This window comes from Bacteroidota bacterium, from assembly GCA_018692315.1.
GTDB lineage: Bacteria > Bacteroidota > Bacteroidia > Bacteroidales > JABHKC01 > JABHKC01.
In genome coordinates, this window is sequence record JABHKC010000098.1 from 21,695 (window position 1) to 46,819 (window position 25,125).

Consider the following 25,125-nt stretch of genomic DNA (forward strand, 5'->3'; position numbering starts at 1 on the left):
AATAATTCCTTTTTAAACTTTGTGCAACTTTGAGCTACTCTGAGCAACTTTGTGTAAAAGCTGTTTCACAAAGAATCACAAAAGCCCCGATAGATATTGCGGCTGAGTTTCACAGAGAAAGTAAATTATGAACTTCAAGTTTCCGACACTGATTAGTTACATTTCTTTTAATACATTCAATTTCAATCAGGGATAATAGTTTCTCAAAACAGAATTCTATCAATACACAGATATTTAAAACTATTTTCTACTGGTATAGTGAAATTAATCGAAAATGAAATGTTTCAAATGCACCAATTTTTGATGTCCGAATAGAAGTATTTCATATATAAATGCAACCAAAAGATAAAATAAAAAGCCCTACTTTTGAGAAAAATTTATTATTATGAGAAAAAAGTTAATTATTATAGTGTTAACCATACTATTAGGAAGTTTTACAAATAATTTAGAAGCTCAGGCATGGTTAGAAAATAGTTCAAAAACAGAATCAACAGAAGGAATTTCAGATTTGAATTTTTTTGAAATTCAAAAAGCATTTAATCAATATTGGGAAAACAAACCTTATGAAAAAGGAAAAGGTTGGAAACAATTCAAAAGATGGGAGAATTTTGTAGAGCAACGAGTTTCGACAGATGGAAAAATAAATAATTCCATTTTCTGGTCAGAATATCAGAAAAAAATCAATAAAACTAAAAATAAGGCAAGCGTAGCAAATTGGACTGCAATGGGACCATTCGATACTCCCTTAAGCATGGACAATAGTTATAAAACAGGTTCTGGGCGTGTCAATTGCGTAGCTTTTCACCCAACAAATCAGGACATAATGTGGATTGGAGCACCGGCTGGCGGTTTATGGAAAACCACAGATGGGGGTGCAAGTTGGATAACAACAACAGACGATCTTCCAAGTATCGGAGTTTCAGACATTGCTGTAGATCCAAACAATCCTGATATTATCTATATTGCTACCGGTGATGGAGATGCCGGAGATACCTATTCGGTAGGCATATTAAAATCTCTTGATGGAGGTTTAAGCTGGCAAACTATCGGTTTAAACTTTTTCATATATGAAGAAATAATAGTAAGACGACTATTGATAAATCCTTCAAATTCAAATATTTTGATTGCAGCAAGCAATGATGGAATTTATAAAACTATCGATGCCGGACAAAGTTGGACAAATGTGCAAACAGGACATTTTAAAGATTTGGAATTTATGCCAAACAACCCAACAATTATATACGCTACAAAATATGGCGGATTTGGTGGCGGAAAAATTTATAGATCGACCAATAGTGGCGACTCATTCACCGAGCTAAACACAGGTGTTAGTTCCAACGATGTCAATAGAATTGAGCTTGCAGTTACACCGGCAAATTCTAATTTAGTATATGCACTTTTCAGCGATGCAAATAATGATGGATTTTATGCAACCTATAAATCAAGCGATGCAGGAGACAACTGGACGCAAACATTTTCGGGTAGTAATATGAATTTGTTAGGCTGGTCTGAAAATGGAAACGATGTTGGCGGGCAAGGCTGGTACGACCTGTCATTAGCGGTTTCTCCAACAAATGAAAATATTGTTTTTGTTGGAGGTGTAAACATTTGGAAATCGGTAAATGGCGGTAGTAGCTGGAATTGCAATGGCCACTGGTACGGTGCAGCAGGGATTGAGTATGTACATGCCGATCAGCATGTTTTAGCTTACAATGTAAATACCGGAGTATTGTTTTCAGGAAACGATGGAGGTTTTTACAAAACACAAAATGATGGTTCGAGCTGGACTGATATTAGCGATGGCCTCGAAATTTTGCAAATTTACCGCATTGGTTCATCTGCCACAAATGCCGGAATTGTAGTTGGAGGAACCCAGGACAATGGTACTATGAAAATAAATTCCGGACAGTGGAACAATATTCTTGGAGGAGATGGAATGGAATGTATGATTGATTTCAATAATCCAAATATTATTTATAGCACATATTATTACGGTAGTCTTCATAAATCGACAAATGGCGGTTTCACCTTTAACGACATTTCTCCTGCCAGCAATGGAGCCTGGGTAACACCATACGCTATGCATCCTACAAATAGCAATACTTTATATGCAGGATATAGCAATGTTTATAAAACCACAAACGGCGGAAATAGTTGGGATCAGATTTCGTCGAACCTAACCGGTGGTACAGACTTGCAATCTTTAGCTATTGCAAAATCTAACCCTGATTATATATATACAGCAACTTACGACAATATATACAAAACAACCAATGGTGGCACCAATTGGGAAAATATTACATCAGGATTACCAAGCAATCCAAGCATTAAATATATTGCAATTTCAAGTACAGATCCTAACAAACTTTGGGTAACTTTTTCGGGCTTTTACACTTCTTATAAAGTCTATATGTCGGAAGATGGTGGAAATATATGGCAAAATTTTTCCGACAGCCTTCCAAATGTTCCTGCGAATTGTATTGTTTATGAAGATGATTCTAACGATGCCCTATATGTCGGAACAGACATAGGTGTTTATTACAGAAACGATTCTATTCCATATTGGATAGCATTTGACGATGGTTTGCCAAATGTGGTAGTTTACGAACTTGAAATTCAATATTCAGAGAAAAAAATCAGAGCCGGCACTTTCGGGAGAGGTTTGTGGGAGTCTGATCTATATTCAGAGCCAATGGCTCCAATATCTAACTTTCAGTTTACAAATACCTCAGATTGCAATGGGATTGTGAGTTTTGAAGATATTTCAGCAGGATTACCAGAAACATGGGAATGGATTTTCGGAGACGGAAGTTCCTCTTTCGAGCAAAACCCAATTCATATTTATAACGATACTGGAATTTTTGTTGTTCAATTGATTACTGAAAATAGTCTTGGAACAGATACTAATTTTTTGGAAATTTCAATTAGTTTAAATTCAGACTTGCCTGTAGTGTCGGGCGATGAACGTTGCGGCGAAGGTAGCCTACTTTTACAAGCAGATGCAAGCGGGCAAATCAACTGGTATGAAAACGAAATTGGAGGAAATTCATTAGATACAGGCGATTTTTTCCAAACTCCGATAATAACAAATAGTACAACTTTTTTTGCTGAAAACGAAATTGGCGGAGCTCAGTTTTATGGAGGAAAATTTGATAATTCCGGCGGAGGCGGTTATTATAGTGGGAATAATCCATGGGGTTTGGTTTTTGACTGTTTGGAGGCATCAGAAATTGTTTCGGTTAAAGTATATTTTGACCCATCTGAAAGTGCCGGCAATAGAGAGATAATGCTTCTCGACGAAAACAACTCCATAGTTCAATCTGCAAGTGTATTTGTTCCTCAGGGCGAAAGCCGAATAAATTTAGGTTTTGAAGTTCAGCCGGGAAGTAATTACAAATTAGTAGGGCAAAGTTCTCCAAATATGTACAGAAATAACAATGGTGGAATAGCTTATCCTTTCAACATTTCAAATTTGATAACTATTACACAAAGCAGTCTCGACCTTTCGGGCTATGACCCAATAGATTATTACTATTTTTTTTACGATTGGGAAGTAAAAGAAATAAGCTGCAGAAGCAACAGAGTTCCGGTGCTTGCAACAATTAATCCAAATCCAACAGCAGATTTTTCATATATTACTGATAATTTGAATGTTCAATTCACTAACAATAGCCCGAATGCAAATTCATATTATTGGGATTTTGGAGATGGGAATTTTAGCAGCGAGGCAAATCCTGTCCACAATTATTCATCTAACGGCATTTTTGAAATTACATATATTGCAAGTTCTCAAAATTGTAGCGATACAATAACTCAAACAATCGATTTGACATATTCTACCGTAGAATTTTCTTTTATAGAAAAACTTAAAATTCTACCAAATCCAAATTCTGGCGTTTTCATTATTGACTTTTCAATAGCCCAAGAAGAAAACATAAAATTAGAAATAGTGAATCTTGCTGGACAATCTGTTTATTCTGAAGAATTAACAAATTTCTCGGGGAAATATTCAAAAGAAATTCATCTCTCAGATATCGCAAAAGGAATTTATCAAATTCAAATTTCTTCTAAAGATAAAATCATAAATAGAAAGTTTAGTGTTGAGTAATGAATTTTCAGCTCTAAAATATTCAGTAGGAAGTTAGTAAAAAATCTTCCTATTGAATATTTTGAGCAGGGTCCCAAAACTTTTCCTTAAAATTTACAATCTTGTTATTTTCTATTATTATACCTTCACTTTCAAGAAGTTCTCTCATCGTATTTGCCCACCCAAAATGATTTTTCCCGGTCAAAAGTCCATTTCTATTGACTACTCTGTGAGCCGGAACAAATTCTGCTTGCTCTGCCGATTTGTTCAATGCCCAGCCAACCATTCGTGTTGAACCCGGCGAAGCTAAAAACTTTGCAATTGCTCCATAGGAAGTTATTCGCCCGGGCGGAATAAGTCTGGTAGTTTTGTAAACTTTTTGAAAAAAACTGGTTTCCTCATCTGGTTTTGCAATTTTTGTAGTCATTAGTGTTGTTTTCTGAATTAACTATTCTTCAATTATAAATCTAACAATTCAAATCATAATATCTTTTATTAAAAATCGTGCACTCAGATTCTTAGGGTTTGTAAAAAATAAAGTATTCAAAATGTACGAAGATATTTTGTTTATTTTCAAGGCGTAAAAGTTGCAAATAGCCACAGTTTATTTAATGCTTTTTCAACGAAGAAAATGGACAAAAGAACAAGTACAGATGGATAGTTTATTTATTTACAAACCCTTAAATCATTCATCAACAATTTTTTTACCATTAATTTTATATTCAATGCCTTTTTTGTATGAGATTGTATAAATCAGATTACTTTCAGAATCGTAATATCTCCACCGTTTTTCTTTCTTTCCGAAAAGGTACTCTCCTTCTTTTCTGATATTTCCGTTTTTAAAATAGTATCTGTGTTTGCCATGTTCTCGATCCTCAATAAAGCTCCCTTCAAAGCTTCTATCTCCATTCGGGAACGAATATTCCCACAATCCATCTTTTAGTCCATATTTATATTTTCCCTTTTCGATATGGTCTCCAACAAAATAGTACCATTCTCCTTCTTTCTCTCCATCAATAAATTCTCCTTTCGAGATTATTTGGTCAAGTTCATCGTATTCAATAAATTGCCCTTCTTCTTTTCCATTGTAATAATGTTCCTCTCTTTTTACTTTTCCGTTTTCGAAATACCAGATCCAATCGCCCGAAAATTTTCCATTCTTATAAATCCCTTTTTGTTCTTTGTTCCCATTTAGGTAATAGTATTCCCACTTCCCATTTTTTTTATTGCTACGGAATTTTCCTTTCGATTTTATTTTTCCATCTGGATAAAAATACTTCCACTCACCTTGTTTTTTCACATTGTCGTCTATCATTCCTGTTCCTTTGACATTACCCAGATCGTCGTATAAAATAGCCGCAGATATTGTACCATTCTGCTCAAATTCTTTATGAATACCTACAGGATTTTTGCCAATAAATCCTCCACTTTTTTTGATTTTTCCATTTTCATAAAATTCTTCTTTAACAACAATTTGCTCTTTTTCTTCAATATTATCTCCTATCAAAATTCCATAATTATAGCGCTGATTTATGATTAGCTTACCCCTTCTGTCAAATTCCCGATAAAAACCATGTAATAAATCGTTTAGGTAATTTGCCTCCGATTTTAATCGATCGTTACTAAAAAATTCTTTCCATGCTCCCTGTTTTAAGCCATCTTTATCTTTTCTGTTAATTTTTTCTTTGCTGATTAAAAAATCATTTCGATAGTTCAAAACAGCTATCAATACACTGTCTTGATTAAATTCTTTGGCAATTCCATCTTTGTCGCCATTTTTATAATTAACTAATTTGTGAATTTTACCATTTTTGTAATAATATGACAATCCTTGCTTTATATCGTTTAGGTACAGCTCTTTAGAAATCAACTTGCCAAAATTTACACTATCGTTTTTGTTAATACTATTTTTAAAATAATAACCATTCTTTTTTCCGTATCTGTAATTTATTATTTCGGAAATAGTCCCACTTTTTTGATAAAAATTCCATACGCTGTCGAGCAGAAAGTTTTTTCTATTTCCTTCAGATTTTAATTCCCCTGTGTTATAATATGTTTTCCAAAATCCGCTGGGTTTGCCGTTTCTCATATTTCCTTCGCTCGAAACCTTGCCATTTTGATAGTAGAAATAATTATACCCATTGGGATTAATTACTTCATCCTGAGCATAAATAAATTGCGAAATTATAATAAACAAGGAAGTATAAATTATTTTCATTTGTTTATTTACCATGTTATTTTATCAATTTATTGGAAACTTTTAAATTGTATAAATGTTTAGTATTGCAAAATATTTGAAAACTTATGCTTTCAAAATTAGTTTAACCATAGCTCCTCCCTCAGCACACTTGCCAATTTCAACTTTGCTTTCGTGAGCGTCCATAATTAATTTTACCGCAGCAAGGCCCAGTCCATAACCTTCGGAGTGGTGCATAACTTTATCGCAAGAAAAAAATCCAAATAGTTTTTCGATGGCTTCGTCAGAGAATCCTTTGCCAGAATCACAAATTTCGCAGACAATATTGCCATCAATTTTTTGAGCATTAATTGTTATTTTTCCATTTTGGGGTGAATATCCAATGGCATTCTCAACGATGTTCGAAATACATTTTTGAAGCAATTCGAAATCTCCAATAACAATCAGGTCAGTATTGTTCATTTTAACAATCTCGATGTTTTTGTTCTCTATCGTTTTTGAATGTTCGCTAAAGGTTGTTTCAAAAATATCATTCAATGAGCATGGGTAAGATTGCATTCTGTATCGGTCGGCACGAAGTTCTGTAATCAACAATGCAGTATCAGAAAATCTTACTAATTTTCTTGCAGCAATTTTCAATTCATTAACATATTCCAATTGCTCTGTGGTTCTTAGGGTGCTTTCCAAGAGGTCGGTAAAACCATAAATTCCGTTTAGAGGTGTTCTAAGTTCGTGACTAATTATTGAAAGAAATTCCGATTTAGCTTTATCCAAGGTGATAAGTCTTGAGTTTGCACCTTCCAGCTTTTTGTTCGATTCTACAAGTTCCGATGTTCGTTGTTCGACTTTTTCTTCAAGGGTTTGATTCATTTTAACCAATTGCTCCGATTTATACTTAAGTTCCAAATGAGTTTTAACTCTTGCGAGCAATTCGAGTGCATTAAATGGTTTTATCACATAATCCTGAGCTCCAAGATTCAATCCCTTGATTATGCTATTAGAATCTGTTTTTGCTGTGAGAAAAATTACCGGAATATCTTTTGATTTTTCATTAGATTTGATTTTTTCGCATACTTCGTAGCCGTCCATTTCAGGCATCATAATATCGAGCAAGATTAAATCAAAATCATTATTATTTACTAAATTAAGGGCAGATTTCCCACTTTGAGTGTACGAAATATGATAGGATTCTTTTAGCAAAATGGATCCAAGAATTTGAATGTTTTTAGGTTGATCATCAACAATTAAAATGCTGTAATCACTATTCTTTTTAGTTTGTATCATCTTATTTTTTTCAAAAAATCACTAAACATTAAAATATAGAATTAAACAAGCAATTTAATAATTTTACGTAAAACTACTACTACGATTTATGATTTTTCATAATTTCAACTTGTTTTAGAATTGATTCTTTGTGAACAAGTTGCAATAATTTTATTATAAAATCTTCCGAAAGTCCTAAGTTTTTCCCAATTTCTGAGCGCGATGATATAATTTTTTCCCATCTTCTGAGCTGCAAAATTGTTACATCATTTTCGCATTTATATTTCCCTATATCTTCAACAATATTCATTCTTTGGCTTAGTAGCTCGAGCATTTGCATATCGATTGAATCTATTTGTTCTCTGAACTGTTCGAGCTGGTTTGAGAAATCTATGCTTAGATTTTCCGATTTTCTATAAACCAGGTCGGCAAGCAAATTATTTAACTCGGCAGGTTCCAACTGTTGATTTTTATCACTCAAGGCACTTTCCGGCGAAATATGGGATTCTATCATCAATCCATCCACAGCTAAATCTAAAGCCTTTTGTGATATTTCTTTTATATATTTTTTCGTGCCTGATATATGACTTGGGTCGTTTAGAATGGGCAGATTGGGCAGTTTTCGTTTTAGTTCAATTAGCAATTCCCATTTAGGGATATTCCTGAAAGGAGTTTTCTCGAAGGGATAAAATCCTCTGTGGATAGCTCCAATTTTTCTGATGCCATTATTTGCAAATCTTTCAATTGCACCCTGCCAAAGCTCAATATCCGGATTAATTGGATTTTTAATAAGAAATGCCAGGCCTGTACCTTTTGCAGCATTGGCAAGTTCCTGAACCGAAAAAGGATTTGAACAAGTTCTGGCACCAATCCAAAGAATATCAATGCCATATTTTAAACAAATGTCGATATGTTTAGGTGTAGCTACTTCTGTAGCTGTTAATAATCCGGTTTCCTCTTTTACTTTTTGCAACCATGCAAGTCCCTTTTCGCCAACTCCCTCGAATGTTTCGGGACGTGTTCTGGGTTTCCAAAGACCTGACCTAAAAACCGAAACCATTTTGTTTTCAGATATTTGTTGTGCTGTAGATAATATCTGACTTTCTGATTCGGCACTGCAAGGACCGGCAATTATTAAAGGTTTGCTCGAAAATGGTTCAAACCATTCCTCTAAAGGAAGTATATTAAAACTATTTTTCATAAATTTTCAGATATGTATATTTGCTTACAAAAGAGCAAAAAAAACCTGTTACGAAAAACATAACAGGTTTAATACAATTATTATGAAAAATGAATATTATCTTGATATATTCAAATATTTTGTTTGGGTAAAATTCTCTGAAACCATTTTGTAATAATAGTTTCCTGAGGCTAATTGGCTTGTGTTAAATTTCAATGTGTATTCTCCGGCACTGTAATCTTGATTTGTTAAATCTTCAATAAATTTTCCTTTTGTGGTGAAAAGTGAAATTTTTACATTGCTATCGTCCGATACATAAAATTTAATTTCGGTAAAATCTTTAGTAGGATTTGGGGTGTTTTGGTAAAGCATACTATTTTCCAAAACTTCTCCATTTTGCTTAACTTTCAACTTATTAATTATGCTAATTCCATTTGTTTTGAAATTGCCATTTCCTTCCAGGTAACTTTCCACTTCGAGAATATCAATTTGTCCGGTTTTGTGATGCCACAGTTGTAGAGTAAATAACTCTCCATTTGCAACTCCTTCTTTTTCTTCAGTTGTTTCGTCGTCTCCCCATATTGCAATAGCTGTATTTTTTCCGACATAACAAACACTTCCAACCAATTTTCCGGTCGAATTGAATGCTCCAATCTCATCTCCAACTTGTGGTTTTTCTAACCACACAAAATTTGGAATCCCAACTGTCATGTTATTTCCGGTATTCTTAATATTCACAAAATGTTTTGTGGATTGATAATCGGATTTCTCTAACACATTAGTTTGAGAATTAGATGGGTAGGTTAAATTTTGAGAATTTGAGTTTTGACTAATCAACAAGCCAACAACTAATAGCAGACTAAAAAATACTTTTGTTTTCATGTTATCAAGTTTTAAATTAATTTACAAATATAAAAATAATATTTTATTACTACAATTTTATTTAATACAAATAATACGAATCTTTGAAAAATTAGTTATTACTTTCTTCTTCTATATCGGCAGTTAATATTACATCTTCCTTTTCTTCGCCTGTTTTGCGACTGTCGGGCGTAAAGAAAACTACAATAAAAGCGAGTGTAAACGACACTCCAAAGACCCACATTGGCATTTTATAATTTTTTTAAATTTATTTATTACAAATATAAGACTTTTTTTAATTAATTGAACTATTTTTCAGAAGTCGCCTAAATTTCAAATAACATAACTAATCATTGTCGGATACTTGATTTAATAATAAGCTTTCTTTGTGAAACCCAATAGCTATCGGCAAGCTATTACGCAAAGTGGGAGAATTATATTCTGGTAGCGTAAAAAGTCCCTGCGGGTTTTGAAAACCCGCAGGGACTGATGTAAGAATCTAATTCGCCGGATAAAGCAAAGTATCAGCTGCCAGCATTTTTATTTGGTAGCCTTCGCCTGGGTTCATATTTCCTATATTGTCGATGCCATACATTGGCCAATAGATTAAACCATTACCATTTTTTACCATTACAATATTCTGTGAAATATCATTGAGCATAGTGCTTATTACACCGCTATTTTGGCGAAGGTAGCCAATTATGTTCCAATCTTGCAATAGAGCTAATGGCGACCACTCCGGGACAGCTGCAATTCCGGACACTTCAAGTATGTTGAAATTGTACATTTTCAGTATATAGCCTTCTCCAAGCTGAAAATCGCCTATGGTATTTACATTATACATTGGCCAAAAAGTTTGGCCAATTTCATTTTTCATAAGAATCATATCGGTGGCTACATCGGTAAAAACTGAATCGCAATCGGGCACATAAGGATCAACATAGCTCGAAATTATCGACCAGCCCTGACTAAGATTTACAAATTGTTTGGTATGTTCAGGGACATATTGGCTTGCTGTTAAAAGAAAAATATCGAAGCTACTAGCAATGAAGAAGCCCGGTGAACAAAGACTATCAAATTTTAGTGTATCCAATGCCGTAAAGACGCCACTCATATATATATCATAATTGTCTGCTACAAATAATTCTCTTAGGTAGGCAAATGGTTGTGCTTCCAAATTATTATACCATTGTCTTACTCCAGAAGAATCAATTTTGCTTAATATTGGCATTTTGTCAGTTATTTGTGAAACTGGAATTATGGTATCATTATCAAATATTATTGTGTCCCCCTCGTAACAAAAAGAGAAATAAACACTATTGTCTTTATCATAGGTAATTACTGGTTTTACAGATTCATTTAAGGAAAATTCAGTAATAGCATACTTTTTCCACAATACTGAACCATTTGAATCTAATTTAACAATAAACGAGTTATGGCAATTAGGTTGAATCGGAAATACATTTGATGACCATATTGTATCAGAATCAAATAAAAATGTCAGACCACTCGAATACCCACTGATTAATACATTATTTGAATTATCAATTTTAACATCACAAATGAAGTTCTGGTCATATATTGAGCTGGCATTAGAATGGAGTAATTTGTTCCAGACAAGGTTGCCATTTGGATCAAATTTTAAAAGAAATGACACAAAATTACTATTGATTGCATTTAAAAGAATTCCGGCAACATTCAAAAGGTTCGAATTTGTCCATTGTGCGTAATAAATATTTCCATAATTGTCAACAGCCAGAGCTTCAGGCTCATCATCGTAAGTGGAATATATCCTTTTAATCCAAAGCTCGTTCCCAAGCGAATCGTATTTTGCAATAAAGGCATCTTCACTGCCCGAATTGCTTATGGTTGTGCCTGCAAAACTTAAACTTGGACTGTCATAATAGCCACTAACAATAACATTTCCATTTTTATCTAAAACGATATTTGAAGCATAGTCATCACCAGTACCTGATATAATATTTAGAGAAATTGGATTACCAAAAGTATCTTGTTTTGTAACAAAAAAATCTACTGTTTGGGTAACAGGAATGGTAGAACTTCCATAAGTATTAGACCAGTATGTTGATCTTGACATTACAGAATACATATAAGTGTTGTTTTGCTGAAAGTCTGAAATAGTTGAGTATTGCAAATTTGGAATATCAAGAGCTTTTGATAAATTACCATTGTCAGTGAATTCAATAAGAAAATTGTCCGAACCGGATAAAGATGTATCTGTAAAAAATAGTGTATCTGAATTGCCTGAGCCAATAGTATTAATAATTAATTTGCAGTCTCCAAAATTATCAGTGTAAAGCCTGATAGGCGTATCATCCATATAATTCCCCATTGTTCTAAGCCAGTCATAAGAAGTAATTTGTGAAAAACCAAAAAAATAATAGAAAATAAGGGAGAATACTAGTATATATTTTTTCATAACATATTAATTTAATAAACGATTTTTTAGTTTCTAATAAGACGTTTTTCAAAAGTTATTTCGTTTTTCAAAAATAAAACAAATTTTGTGTAAAGTCAAACTCATATGAATTTATTTTGCCAATTTTGAAAAGCTTAGTGCAATTTGGGTAAATTATTTTCGTGTTGTTTTTCGCTGTGTCGTTTAGACCTGACATGTTTTGAAAACCTGTCAGGTCTGCTTTGTATGGGAGCTTTATCAAATTTTTGAGCTTTAACAAAGCTGCAAAGTTTGCAAGAAATTCTATAATCTTTTGAATAGTATTTATTCTTTTTTCTAATTTTTTCATTCAATGTTTTTTCAAAAAACTAAAACCTTTCATATGGTTATAACAAAAAGCCGAAAAATCTTTCATGTTTTTTTTGGGATTTTGGGATTTTTTCTGAGTTATTTGCTGTAAACATCTGAATATAAATTACAAAAAAAATGAAAAAAATTTTCCTTAATATCAAACAAAAAGTGTTGTTCCGGCAAAATATTGCCAAATGCTCAATTTATTTCTTTATGATTTTTATCATATCCTATTAATGAGTCATAAAATATCTTTATGCCTAATAAATTGTTATATTTTTTAATTAAAAAAAAGTAATTATGGATCACGGACCTGCTGTGGAACTTGGTGTTGACCATGCCGCCAAGAAGAAATCAAAATTGGGAGTCTTCCTATTTTTTGTTTATTTAATCGTATATGCCGGCTTCGTAGCCATAGGTGTAGCAGATTACGAATTGATGGGAAAAATAGTGCTTGGAAATCAGAACCTTGCTGTGGTTTATGGTTTTGGCTTAATCATTTTCGCCATTTTGCTTGGTTTGTATTATAACTGGCAATGTACAAAGTATGAAAATTTAATGAATAAGGAGGACTAATTATGATATACGGAGTTTCAGTTTTTGCGATAGTTTTATTTTTTATTTTTGTAATTTTCGTTTTAGGCTTATCCTTTTATTTTGCGAGAAAAACAAAATCTGCAAGTGGTTATTTTGCTGCAGGTGGCGCAATTCATTGGGGTGTAAACGGAATTGCTTTTGCCGGCGATTATCTTTCGGCAGCATCATTTCTTGGAATTTGTGGTATGATTGCATTTGTAGGTTACGATGGATTTCTATATTCTGTCGGTTATCTTGCAGGTTGGATTGTTGCACTTTTTCTTGTTGCCGAACCATTAAAACGACTTGGTAAATTTACTTTTACCGATGCTTTAGATTCAAAATTTAATTCGAAAGCAATTCAATTGTCTGCGGCAATTAGTACATTGATAGTTTCAATTTTTTACCTGATTCCTCAAATGGTTGGTGCCGGTGCTTTGGTTACTCCACTGCTTGGCTTACCTCACTGGGTTGGAGTTGTAATTGTTGGAGCAATTGTAGTTTTTATTGTAGCTACTGCCGGAATGACTTCTACTACTTACGTACAATTTATCAAGGGAGGCTTGTTGATTATTTTCTCTACAATTTTGGCTATATATATATTCAACAATGGTTTGTCCTTAACACCAGACAATGAAGAAAATAAATATCATCAATTTGTTACATTAACACCCACAATCGAAAATAATGTTCTAAGTGTTGAGGGCTACAATATTGTAAAAGAGAAAGAAGTAAAAGGCCATCAATTTGTAAAAATTAAGAAAAACAATGTAGCCAGATGGTACGATCTTGTGAAAGAAAATGGATTACCAGTTCTTAAAGAAATGCTTTCTACTACAGTTCCCAGCAATGGTGAAAAACTTTACAATGGCGAGCCTAAAGAAAATGCAAAGTTCTATCAGGTGGGGCACATGAGTAAAATTATTGTTGATGGCAAAGAAGTTGAAAGTACCGGACCTTTAGGACCATTCAAATTTTTATCGACAATAGAAAAAAGCGAACTTGTCAGGTTCCTGAAAGTAAAATTCAACGATGGCGATGATAAAGTCGTTGTTTGGCATCAGAGAATCACTTCCGGAAAAGAAATGATGATGCCCGGTCTTAAATTTAAAATTGGGAAAGGTGCTAATTTCTGGACTAAACTAAATTTTGTTTCATTGATGTTAGCCTTATTTCTCGGAACAGCATCATTACCTCATATTTTGATTAGATACTATACAGTAAAAAGTCAAAAAGATGCAAGAAAATCAACTATTGTAGCAATTGGTGCAATAGGAGGTTTTTATGTATTAACTTTATTTATGGGACTTGGAGCAGCTGTAAATGGCGTTCTCGATGTAGAAAGTAGTAATATGTCCGGTCCATTGCTTGCCAAAGCATTTGGTGTAGGATTGTTCTCAATAATTTCAGCCATTGCATTTGCCACAATTCTCGGAACTGTGAGCGGACTGATAGTTGCATCTTCAGGAGCAATTGCACATGACCTTATCGACAACTATCTTGGCAAAAATTTGGGAGATGATGGTAAAGTTAGAGCTGGAAAAATTGCAGCATTTGCTGTTGGGGTAGTTGCAATAATTCTCGGAATTTCCTTTAAAGGGATGAATGTTTCGTTCTTAGTAGGCTGGGCATTTGCTGTTGCAGCCTCGGCAAACCTTCCTGCAATTCTAATGCTATTGTTCTGGAAAAAAACTACTGCAAAAGGAATTGCATGGTCTATAGTTGCCGGAATAATTTCTGCCTTAGGAATTATTCTTACTTCGCCGACTATGTGGGATAGATACGGTTTAGACAAAGCCGATGCTCCTCATATGCTCGACAATCCTGCAATTATTTCATTTACTCTTGCATTAGTGGTATTGATTTTTGTATCTCTTTCAACTCAAAAAGATAATGATAAATTAGCTCAAAAATAGGAGCTAAACAGAAAATAATATTTTATAAAAAGCCGGGAGGATTTTACTTCCGGCTTTTTTTTATTCAAAATTTCCCCCTGAGAAGGCTGATGAACGCAGAAAAAATCAGCACCCAATTTCCAATTTCTAATTCCTTAACAAGAATATATTTTCAAAAATTATATCGAATCCCACCAATAATTAATCGTCCGGGAGACAATTTCCCTTTTCTATCTACAAATTCATTATCAAAAATATTTTGAACATCGAAATAGATTTTATAATGCGTTTTTATTGTTTTTGATATTTTCAGATTTGTAATAAAATAATCTTCAATCAATATTGTATTTTCGTCGTCGTACCATTGTTCGTCAACATAGTTGCAGTTGAAGATTGCTGTAAAGAATTTGCTTTTCCAATTTAAATCGGCATAAAATAAATGCGGCGAAACATCTATCATATACTTTCCATCCAGATTTTTGTCAAGATTCAATTCTGAAATTTCAAAATCTACAATTTTCGTATTATTGTATGAATAGTTGGCATTTATTGAAATTGCCTTATTCACAAAATAGCTCAAACTAAACTCACCACCCAAAACCCTTATTTTTGCAACATTGTCTGATTGCAGCACTGGTTTTAAATCGGTTCCTCCGGTATCAATAGAATCTCCATTTCCTATCAAATATTGAAAATCTTCGCCGATAGAATAATAAACAGCAGTATTTACTTTTATCTTTTCCAGAAAAATATTAGAATACCCCAATTCAAAGGAGTTTAAAGTTTCAGGTTTCAAATTCGGATTTGCCAAGCGAAAACCTTTACGAATTTTGCCTGTCTGGCTTAAATCTTTAAGTTTTGGCGGTTTAAATCCAGTTCCAAAAGATGTGTAAATTTTCGATTTTTTATTTAGAGAATATTGAAGTGCGATTTTCGGACTTAAAGCATACCATTCATTTTCTTTAAAAAGCTCAGTAAAACTTTCAGTGAATCCAGTAGTTTTTGTTGGTTCACTTACATTTTGGAAACCATCGTAGAACCTTACAATGTCGTTTCTTAAACCTGCAATCAACTTTAATTTATCCGAAAAAAAGTTTATTTCATCCTGAATAAAAATTCCAAGAATATTCATTTTGCTATGAAAATCAATTTTGTCGGGTGAAGTTCGATATATCTCATTTCCATCGACATCGCCCATTTTTAGTTCTAATCCTATTGTTACAAAATTCTTGTTCAACATTCGATTTGAATAAGTTGCCCAAAATCCTTTGTCGATTTTGTCAGTATAGGAATCAAGTAGTTTATACTCAGCATAATCGTTCAATGATTCTTTCTGCCCATAAAAATTTTCTTCGGTAAAATAAAAAACTGCATTTAAAATGGCTTTTCCAATTTTACCTGTATATTTCGATTTAATTTGATTCGTGATATAAGTTTCGTAGCTCCCGTCTTCAACAAAAACCTGCCTTCCTGCCCCCCGCTTTTCATCATAATAATCATAAACAATTTCTATACTATTCGATTTATTGAACATATATCCAAGTTTTGTCCCTCCGCCATATTCCTTCAAATATGTTTCGACATCGGTTTCGTCGAGAAGTTCTGGTGGCTCAAAAATGTAGCCGTCTCCCTGTTGGTAAAAACCATTAAAATCCCAATATAAACCCTTGCTTTCGCGTATTTCGCTGCCGGCTAAATTTATCGAACTTCCAAAAATATTATAAGTTCCGTAGAAGGTTTTTGCAGAACCTTCGAGTCTTTTCTCCGGTTTTTTTGTAATAATATTGATAACCCCTCCTAAAGCATTGTTGCCGTATAATGCAGAAGCCGGGCCTTTGATTATCTCTATTCTTTCGATTGTTTCGGGATTAATATTATGCCAATTTACAGAACCGCCGGCAATTTTATTTTTCGGAACATTATCTACCAAAACTAATGTTCTTGCACTACTTTCCAATCCACGCATAGTTACAGCAGAATTTTTCGAAAATAAGCCCCAGCTACGATTTACATAAATATTTGCCGCCGATTTTAAAATATCATCAACATTATTCATTGGAAAATTTTCAATTTCCTCAGATTTTATAAGGTCAACCAGAGCAGGAATATCTTCAATTTTCCTTTTGGTGCGGGAAGCAGAAATAACAATTTCGTCAAGTTTTTGATTAATTATTAATGAATCTTTTTCCTGAGGAAAAACTACGGATACTGAAAATGTCAGAATTAAGAATATTAATACTTTTTTCATTGGAAAGATTTTAGAAATTGAAAATTTGACAGTTCAATGTATATATTCAAATTTAGTTTCATAATTTTTGCATTTTTATTGAAATTTCAATTTCACCTTCTTCCAGACCAATAACTTCAATTACTTTGAAGAGTCCATTTTTCCCATCTTCTGTAACAAAAGAATAAATATCGTCTGAAGCAAGATTTTTGGCTTTTCTTTTTCCGGAGTCAAACTCAAAACTATTTGCAAGAATAAGGCTGTCGTTCTGGCATTTGTCAAATTCTTCGACTAAAATATTTTCAAATAAGATAAATCGTGTAGTATTATTTTCTGTCCAATTCGCTAAGCCTGTTTGCCCTGGGAAAACCGAATCGTCGATATTTGCTCCCGGAGAAGAAATTGTGTTAGCGTCAGCCTCTATCAAATCGTAAAAATAGAGGAGATTTATTAAACTTTGATTTTCGAATGCTAAACTTTGGGTATAAATCTGCTGGTCGAGTAACGAATAAAAACTTCCGTAATTATTATTATTTTGAGCACCAAAAACGATTGATGGTATTTGAGCTATTTCTCCAAAAATTGATGCCGAATCTTTATATAAATTAATAGAAATAATATCAGACTTTCTGCCATTTCTGTCCTTCACATAAAACGACCAAGTTTCTATATCGGCAATTCCTTTTGTTAAAATTTTCTCATACTCAAATGTATTTGAATAAAATCCGGAATCGATTGTAGTAATTTGCGTATCCAAAATGATAGTTTTGTTGAAATGAGTCAATGCGTCCAAACTTTGAGTTTCAGCAATAATCCCAATCTTGACACTATCATTAATTAGCAAACTTGTATCATTTGAGCAATATCCGTTTTCAGATTTAAGCGAAATTGTTGGATTCGGATATTCTTCAATATCTTCGGCTGTTTCGCAAGATATTATGAAAAATATCCCTGTTATAAGAAACATAAATTTCGTTATGCTTGTGTTTACATATCGCATTGTACATGTATTTTAAATTATAAATTATTAGTAATTAATCAGTGCACACAACATTAGTATAAACAGAAAATTCCGTTTATCTATTTAGTGTATCTAAGAAAACAGTTCAAAAATAGAAATCTCTTTAAAATAAATTATTTTATAAAAATTGCCTGTTTTCTTAGATACACTATTTATTATATTTTTTAATTCCTTTATCAATTATCATTTCTAATTTCATTTTTCAAATATAACTTTTTCATCAAAACTAAATCATCTTATCAAAACCCATTTTCATTTGTTATTGTTTTCGGGTTTCTGATAATGCCTTCTTTATAGTGCTTATTACATACGCAACTCCAAAGGTCTCAAAGAACTTTACCATCAGAGGTACAGCTTAAACTTTCTTTTGCTTGATGAACCGCTAAGTACGAGACCCGTACGCTTAGTGGTACTTCGGCAGGCTCAGCAGAGCTGTGAGAGGTGCACTGGTGGCTATTATGCCATCAGCCGCCTACTCGATTGTATGCTGGGCTTTATTCATTTTCAGTCAGTTAATAATTTATTTACATTCATATTTTTTTCAATCGAAGCACTAATGTTTCTTAAAAAAATAGTTTTTTCGGGTCGGTAAAAAAAGCGTTGGCGCAGCCATACTCATTGACAAGTTTTGGCGATTGCGGTGGGCTTTTCGAGCGACTTGGCAATGTGTATGGTTGCGAAGTGTTGGGGTCTATTCTCCATTTATTTCAATTAGTTTATCATTAAAATTCAGACCATTGTAATCAAATACATTCGATAAGTCATTTGAAGGTTCTATTCCAAATCTTGTACACATTTCAATGTAGCAATCTTTTATTGTATCAAACTGTTCAATGTCATTTGTTCTTACCCCATTATTATCAGTTCCAGAGACTTTACATTTACTGTAAATTGAAATCCTTTCAGGCTGACCATCTATTTCAAGTAAAACAATTTGTTCTGCAGATTTCATTCTTACAGAGAAATATGTACCATCAGGTTTGTTTAATACAAAATTCATATTCTTTTTACTCCTATGAAATAATCTACCTCTTTTGAGGTTATTTAAGTCCTTGGTGATTTTAATAAGACTGTTCAATTCGTCTCTAAAAAATGGTGCATCTACATCATTGTGAGCAAGTGGATTAAGAAGCAAGTCTTTGTATGTCTTCAAATCTGTAAATGGTGTGAAATCAACATTTTCTTCGGTACAGAAAATTTTAAAAGCGTGGATAAAATCATTTAAGTTTTTGTCAAATAATTTTGTCTCACCATCAACAGTTTTTTCTTCCTTTTTTAATTTTACAGGCAATAGTTCACCTAACTTTCTTTCAATCTCTTTCCTTAAATATATACCACAAGCAGCATAATCGTGCTGAATTAAAAAATCTTGTGCTGTTTGAATATTGTTTGGAAAAGGTTTAAAGTAAGGTTTTGAAAAGTCACCTGTATCATCTTGATACATTTCAATGAAATTCCAAATGTTAGTTTTACTATTAAATCTTATTTTGCTTTTTGCTAATTCATAAAATGATTTGTCGTGAGTCATAAGAACTAACTGGTAGTCATCAGAATATTTTCCTAATAACAAATTCAAAACGATATTCCTGTTTCGCATATCTAAACTCAATAGCATATCATCTATTACTAAGGCTTTTAAATCTGCATCATAAAGTTTATAATCTAAAATAGCAAATCTTAATGAAAGACCAATTGCAGACCATTTTGCCTCGTTTAAAAATGTGTGTGGCTTTTTAATTTTCGGATTATTTATATCGTCATATTTTGTTAGAGAAAAAAGTATTTTATGATTATAAAAAGTAAATTCTTCTTCTTGTACTTCAAATTGTTTTTGCTTTAATTCAAGTTTGATTTTAAAGTTGTAATCAAATTCATCTTCGATTAACTCATTTGCTTTTGTTGTGATGTTTGATATAAAACTCTTTAGCCAATTATTCCAAGCCTTTACCTTCTGCTTGTATGTTATGTATTTCTTATAATCTCCCTTTTCTTCAATTGATAGTGCGGTTCTTAAAGATGCTGTGGGAAAAACATCTTCACCGTGCAAATTTTTAATTCTTTCTGGTCCCTTTTTTAATTCTTCTAATTCTTTTAAACAGGGTGAAGCTCCTTTTTTTTACATATGGCAATACTTCTTCTTCAAACCAAAGCCAAAGGTCATTATCTTTTGAGTGTTTTAGGTTGTGCAACTGGAAAAGAACACGATAGTTTATAAAATCGGTTGCCATACTGCTTTTTACTACATCGACATTATTGCGAATTGATAAATCTCTACTTTTTCTGGAAATCCGAAATGTTTTTGGATTATTGCCATCATCATCTTTTAAAACCACTTTAATAAATGAGTTATTCCTGGCTGACGATGCGTGAATATTTACAAGACTATCATTACCAGTTTTCTTAAAGTACTTCCTAATATCATCATCATCCTTTTTTAGGCTCGATTCAAGTAATGTGTATAAAGCCCAATAGATTGTTGATTTTCCACTTCCGTTTTCGCCATAAATTAGTAAATGGTTTCCATCAATTTTAAGCAAAGGGCTTGCTGGCTCAACTTCCGAAAAAAACTTAAAATCGTTAATATGTAATTCGTGCAACTTCATATTAATGGGTTGATTCGTTTATGCGTTTTATGATATTTGGGCTATTAACAGATGAAAGCAATATTCTATTCCTAATTGGATTATCCTTCTCCTTTAATTTGTAATATTCACGTTGAATTACATCCCGCTTTTCTTCAAAGGTTTCTAATTGGTTTATGCCTTCAAAATCTACAAATTGCAATACGTCTATTTTGTTTTCTTTCATATGCTTTTCAAAATAGAGTTCGTAAACCATATAGTCAATTACTTCTTCAAATGTAGATGACAATATTTCATGTGAAATACTATTTAAGATTGATTCTGAGCTTTTCTTTATGAATAAAATGTAGTCAACTATTACATTAAATATTTCCTCAATTTCAATACTTGGATATGGTACAAGCAAGGGTTCTAATGCCTGAACACTTATTATTTGGTCACCTGTACCAGTTTGTGGTGAAGTTTTTATTAATTGATAAAGACCAATCTTCGAATTTAACACCGCGGTTAAATATTTTATTTTTTCTCCTGTTGCAATACAAGTACTATCTAAGCAGTATATTTCTTCATCAGAATATGCAAAACGCATAATAGAACCGATCCGTTTCCAAATTACTTTTTCTTTCTTAAATTCAGCAACAAAACCTATTGGGTCTTGTGTTTCAAACCATTTATTCCCTGATTTCTTTCTCGTTTTTTCTTTAACACCTTTATTATTGATAAATGTTTCACCTGTTTGATTTAATTTAGGTTGAAAACTTTCAAGATACCTTCTAACAGCTTTAAAATCTTCTATTTCAATATTTAGACTTGGGAAAGTGGCTATTACATAATCATTCTTCCAATCCACATGATATCCCTGTATTTCACGACCCTTTAAGATGGGTCTTATAATTTCATCAGAAGAATTATCTTCTGCAACTAATTCGTCACGTTTTGCCTGGTCAATAATAAAAGCCCCATTAAAACCTGTTAAGATTCCTCTGTAAATTTCCAAATTCCAATCCCGTAGAGGCTTTCCAAATTCTACCAAAGCTTTATTAATAATTAGCTCTTCTTCATTTAAAACTATCCAAGCCTCTTCATTCACATCACATAGGGGAATAAAATCTTCATTTCTTAACGAAGTAATATTATATCTATTTGCTATTTCAATCCCCTTTACTTTATTTTTAAATGAATTCTTTTCACCAATAAAAATATTGGTATCAACTGTTGCACTATGAAATATCCCTGGACCAAGAATTAAAATTTTCTTGGGATTTATTTTTGTAAAGTAGTTTCTTAATGCTTTACCATATCCACCACGCATCCATTTATTAGAAGTGATAAATGTTAATACACCACCTGTTTGCAGCAGATTAATTCCTTTTTCATAGAAAAGGCAATAAATATCTCCAGTGCGAGCAAATGTCTCAAAGCCTTCATTTTGCAAAATGTCAGCTTGTTTTCCCATTTTTTGTAATTGGATGTAAGGTGGATTCCCAATAAAGATATCAAAGCCTCCTTTTTCGAACACATCCATAAAAAACAGATGCCAAAGAAAATAAGGGCGTTCATCGGTTTGTTCAAAGTCTTTTAACTTTTTACGCGCATTCCCTTTATTGTCCAAAAGTTTCTGCCGCTCTTTAATTTCCTTTACTTCTCGGCTTTTGTCATTATATATTTCTCTTAGCTCCTCATTCAGGTTTTCAAGTTTTATATTCAGTTTTTCCTGGTAGGTTGCTATTTCGATAAGAAGACGGTTTTCCCAAAATTCCAGAGATTTATCAATATGGTCGAGAACAATCTTATCAATGGCTTTATGTATTTTGGTCTTTTCATCTTTGTCCTCTACTTTAAAATAATCTTTAATCAACTGCTTTATGTCGGTTCTATTTTCTTCCGAAAAACTGTAATCTGTTTTTGGTTCTTCAAATAGTGTTGGATTTACATGCATAACATTTGGTTCTTCAAATAAAGCAGTTTCACTCAAATCAATGCCTTCAAAACTTTCAAGCAAACTATTGCCTTGCATTATTTTATAGTCAAGATTAGGTAAGGGCTCTGGTTTGGTTTCATCCACTACCAATGCCAACCAAAAACGTAATTGGGCAATATCAACTGCACCCTTTTCAATATCCACTCCGTAAATAGAATTTTGGATTATGGCTTTTTTAACCTTTGCAGGATTAAATTCCTTATTGGTTTTCAGGTAAGGATAAATAAACTTTTTTGCTTCGAATAGTTCGTGTAAAATTCCGATAGGAAAAGCACCTGAACCAATTGCCGGGTCGCAAATTTTTACCTCATTTAACTTTTGGTCGAGGGCTATGGCATTGTCTCTTACACTAAAATAAGATGAAACGCTGTGGTTACGTATGAACCATTCAACGTCAGCCTCAACTGGGAAGTGGTTTTTCAAATACTGTATTGTGCTTTCTTTGCACATATACTGGACTACTTCTTTGGGTGTATAAAAAGCTCCTTTTTCACGGTTTTCTTCGAGTAAGTTTTCAAAAATATGACCGAGCATTTCAGGATCAATTCCTACTTCGTGGTCATCGGGGCTGTTTTCATCAATGGTAAAATTGTATTGTGCAAAAAACTCAAACAGTTCTGCAAAATACTTTACAGGAAAATCAACACTCAAAATTTCTTTGGGTTTATCGGCATCAAATAATCCTCCATTCAAATATGGCACACGAGAACCATTGAGAAAACCATTTAATCCTTTGATTTCAAAAACATCGTTTTTTCGTTTGGTGTTTAGTGTGTTAAAGAATAGTTTTGTTAAACAATGGCTATGAAATTGTTTTTTGTCTTCAAACTTCTCAAAAAGCAATTGCATAAATTGTTTTTCGCCACCTTCCCATTTTTTTGTATTAGCAGGGCAAGCCATCCAACCTTTCTTTTGCAGAAAATGTAGGAAAACAATACGACCGAGAAGTTTTTTAGCAAAGTCGCGAATTGGTTTCTCTTGTTTGTCAGGTTCATCCTTTGATGTATCCAAAAGTATAGCCCGATAACCAAATTCATCATTGGCAATGTATCTCCAAAACTTTTCGTAATGTTCTTTGTAGGATTTGAAGAAGTCCTTTTTCAATGGCTCAACCGAGAAAGTGTCCAATAATTGTTTAATACCAATTAATGCTCCCTTGGCTTTTTTCTCCGCCAATTCCGAAAGTCTTTTTGAGGCTGTAGTACATGATTCGTTGCCCCCAAGTAAATAGGTATAACGTTTTGGTTTGGTTTCGCCTTTAATAAATTCACCAGTTTCCAAATCAATATCCGACCATTTGGCAATAAATGAAAAACGATAATCTTTTTGATTTTTAGAATAGAAAAACACCAAAGCACCGTGAGTAATATTTTGGTCGATATGTTTGGCTGCAATATCCCTTAATCCTTTACGGTTTTGGTCAATTCTAATGCTATCATCAACTTCTACTTCGAAAATGGCAAGCGATTTATTGTCGTCCAGTTTAATAGCGCCGATCTGTTTTCCTGATTTTACTTTTTTCTGTTCAAAAAATGGATTTGAAGGAGTCAGGAAATATTCAATTTTTCCAAAAAGCAAAGTCAATATAGATTTCCAATTTTCGTTGAAATTGTAATCTTTCTGTAATATATGTTTTAGGTCTTTTTCTTTCATTATTTCAACTTCTTAAGCCTGTCGTTATGTTTAAGCAACGATTTCATTTGGGTTATTGCCAATTGGTTAAGTTGCTGCAATCGTTCTGATTGTGGAATATCTTGTTGTATTAGCATTGCATTGATGCTTTCCATATTCGACAAAACTACTAATTGTTCAATGCTTGCAAAGTCTCTAATATTTCCCGTTTCGCCCGAATTTTCGTCACGCCATTGCTTGGCAGTTTTACCAAATAAAGCAAGGTTTAATACATCAGCCTCGTTGGCATAGATAAATGAAATTTGTCTTTTGTTGAGTTTTTCCGGAATTAGATTCTCTTTAATTGCATCGGTATGAATATGATAATTAACCTTTGCAAGTGTTCGTTGGAAATTCCATTCGAGTTTCAAACGGTCATTTTCATCTTCTTTAAGTCGTTGGTATTCTTTAACCAGAAGTAATTGAAATTTTGGACTAATCCACATTCCAAAATGAAAGGCAATGTCTTTATGAGCATAAGTTCCTCCATATCTTCCAGCCTTTGCAGTTAGACCAACAGCATTAGTAGCCTCAATCCACTGTTTAACAGATAAAACAAAATTATTACTACCTGCTGTATTTTTAATTATACCGAATTCGGTATAATTAAAATCGGGATTATACAATGCTTCCCACTCACCAAGATATTCAATAGTACTTTTTAAACTTAACCATTTAATTATTACAACCTCTTGATGTTGACTTCTTGCCATATCAGTAAGAGAAATATAATCATTTTCTTTTTGTGCGATTATCGCTATCTCTTTTCCTTCAATATTTATTTTCTTGTTTTTTGCCATCAGATATTATTTTT

Annotated in this window: 17 protein-coding genes; 3 read left to right on the plus strand and 14 right to left on the minus strand. The window is 33.0% G+C overall.

The genetic code is table 11. The features are described from left to right. Positions 1 to 385: 385 nt before the first annotated feature. Entirely contained in the window at positions 386 to 4,108 is a 3,723-nt protein-coding gene (locus HN894_08050; protein ID MBT7143276.1) for a PKD domain-containing protein, read from the plus strand. Positions 4,109 to 4,157: 49 nt separating this feature from the next. On the opposite strand, the gene HN894_08055 is transcribed toward HN894_08050, so the two are convergent. From HN894_08055 to HN894_08090, 8 genes are all read right to left on the minus strand, one after another. Further along, positions 4,158 to 4,514, minus strand: coding sequence for an MGMT family protein (locus tag HN894_08055; protein ID MBT7143277.1), 357 nt, complete (start codon positions 4,512 to 4,514; stop codon positions 4,158 to 4,160). Between the two features lie 258 nt (positions 4,515 to 4,772). After that, a complete protein-coding gene (locus HN894_08060; GenBank protein ID MBT7143278.1) occupies positions 4,773 to 6,305 on the minus strand; it encodes a hypothetical protein in 1,533 nt (510 codons plus the stop codon). Between the two features lie 84 nt (positions 6,306 to 6,389). Then, positions 6,390 to 7,568: a hybrid sensor histidine kinase/response regulator gene (locus tag HN894_08065; GenBank protein ID MBT7143279.1), complete on the minus strand. Its 1,179-nt coding sequence runs from the start codon at positions 7,566 to 7,568 to the stop codon at positions 6,390 to 6,392. Positions 7,569 to 7,647: 79 nt separating this feature from the next. Beyond that, on the minus strand, positions 7,648 to 8,748 hold the full coding sequence (locus HN894_08070) for a bifunctional 3-deoxy-7-phosphoheptulonate synthase/chorismate mutase type II (protein MBT7143280.1): 1,101 nt from the start codon (positions 8,746 to 8,748) through the stop codon (positions 7,648 to 7,650). A gap of 96 nt (positions 8,749 to 8,844) precedes the next feature. Further along, positions 8,845 to 9,609, minus strand: a complete 765-nt coding sequence (locus HN894_08075) for a T9SS type A sorting domain-containing protein (GenBank protein MBT7143281.1) — start codon at positions 9,607 to 9,609, stop codon at positions 8,845 to 8,847. A gap of 91 nt (positions 9,610 to 9,700) precedes the next feature. Then, positions 9,701 to 9,838 (minus strand): hypothetical protein, encoded by a 138-nt coding sequence (locus HN894_08080; GenBank protein MBT7143282.1) that lies wholly within the window; start codon positions 9,836 to 9,838, stop codon positions 9,701 to 9,703. Positions 9,839 to 10,087: 249 nt separating this feature from the next. Further along, positions 10,088 to 12,028 carry a hypothetical protein gene (locus HN894_08085; protein ID MBT7143283.1) on the minus strand — a complete coding sequence of 647 codons (1,941 nt, stop codon included), beginning with the start codon at positions 12,026 to 12,028 and terminating at the stop codon, positions 10,088 to 10,090. Positions 12,029 to 12,095: 67 nt separating this feature from the next. Next, positions 12,096 to 12,356, minus strand: a complete 261-nt coding sequence (locus tag HN894_08090) for a hypothetical protein (GenBank protein ID MBT7143284.1) — start codon at positions 12,354 to 12,356, stop codon at positions 12,096 to 12,098. Positions 12,357 to 12,658: 302 nt separating this feature from the next. Between HN894_08090 and HN894_08095 the strand changes: the two genes are divergently transcribed. Then, a complete protein-coding gene (locus tag HN894_08095; protein ID MBT7143285.1) occupies positions 12,659 to 12,934 on the plus strand; it encodes a DUF485 domain-containing protein in 276 nt (91 codons plus the stop codon). Between the two features lie 2 nt (positions 12,935 to 12,936). Next, positions 12,937 to 14,850, plus strand: coding sequence for a cation acetate symporter (locus tag HN894_08100; protein ID MBT7143286.1), 1,914 nt, complete (start codon positions 12,937 to 12,939; stop codon positions 14,848 to 14,850). A gap of 151 nt (positions 14,851 to 15,001) precedes the next feature. On the opposite strand, the gene HN894_08105 is transcribed toward HN894_08100, so the two are convergent. The 6 genes from HN894_08105 to HN894_08130 all read right to left on the minus strand — a co-directional run bounded on the left by HN894_08105 (position 15,002) and on the right by HN894_08130 (position 25,111). Then, positions 15,002 to 17,077, minus strand: a complete 2,076-nt coding sequence (locus HN894_08105; protein MBT7143287.1) for a TonB-dependent receptor — start codon at positions 17,075 to 17,077, stop codon at positions 15,002 to 15,004. 58 nt (positions 17,078 to 17,135) lie between these two features. After that, positions 17,136 to 18,056 carry a hypothetical protein gene (locus HN894_08110; protein ID MBT7143288.1) on the minus strand — a complete coding sequence of 307 codons (921 nt, stop codon included), beginning with the start codon at positions 18,054 to 18,056 and terminating at the stop codon, positions 17,136 to 17,138. A gap of 712 nt (positions 18,057 to 18,768) precedes the next feature. Further along, the gene (locus tag HN894_08115) at positions 18,769 to 20,124 is read right to left on the minus strand and encodes a hypothetical protein (protein MBT7143289.1); all 1,356 of its coding nucleotides are present in this window, start codon (positions 20,122 to 20,124) and stop codon (positions 18,769 to 18,771) included. A 4-nt stretch (positions 20,125 to 20,128) separates the two neighbouring features. After that, on the minus strand, positions 20,129 to 20,680 hold the full coding sequence (locus HN894_08120; GenBank protein ID MBT7143290.1) for an AAA family ATPase: 552 nt from the start codon (positions 20,678 to 20,680) through the stop codon (positions 20,129 to 20,131). A 1-nt stretch (position 20,681) separates the two neighbouring features. Continuing rightward, complete coding sequence (locus HN894_08125) at positions 20,682 to 24,293, minus strand: hypothetical protein (protein ID MBT7143291.1); 3,612 nt, start codon at positions 24,291 to 24,293, stop codon at positions 20,682 to 20,684. Next, the gene (locus tag HN894_08130) at positions 24,293 to 25,111 is read right to left on the minus strand and encodes a KilA-N domain-containing protein (GenBank protein MBT7143292.1); all 819 of its coding nucleotides are present in this window, start codon (positions 25,109 to 25,111) and stop codon (positions 24,293 to 24,295) included. Before HN894_08130 ends, HN894_08125 begins: the two co-directional genes overlap by 1 nt. Positions 25,112 to 25,125 lie beyond the last annotated feature (14 nt).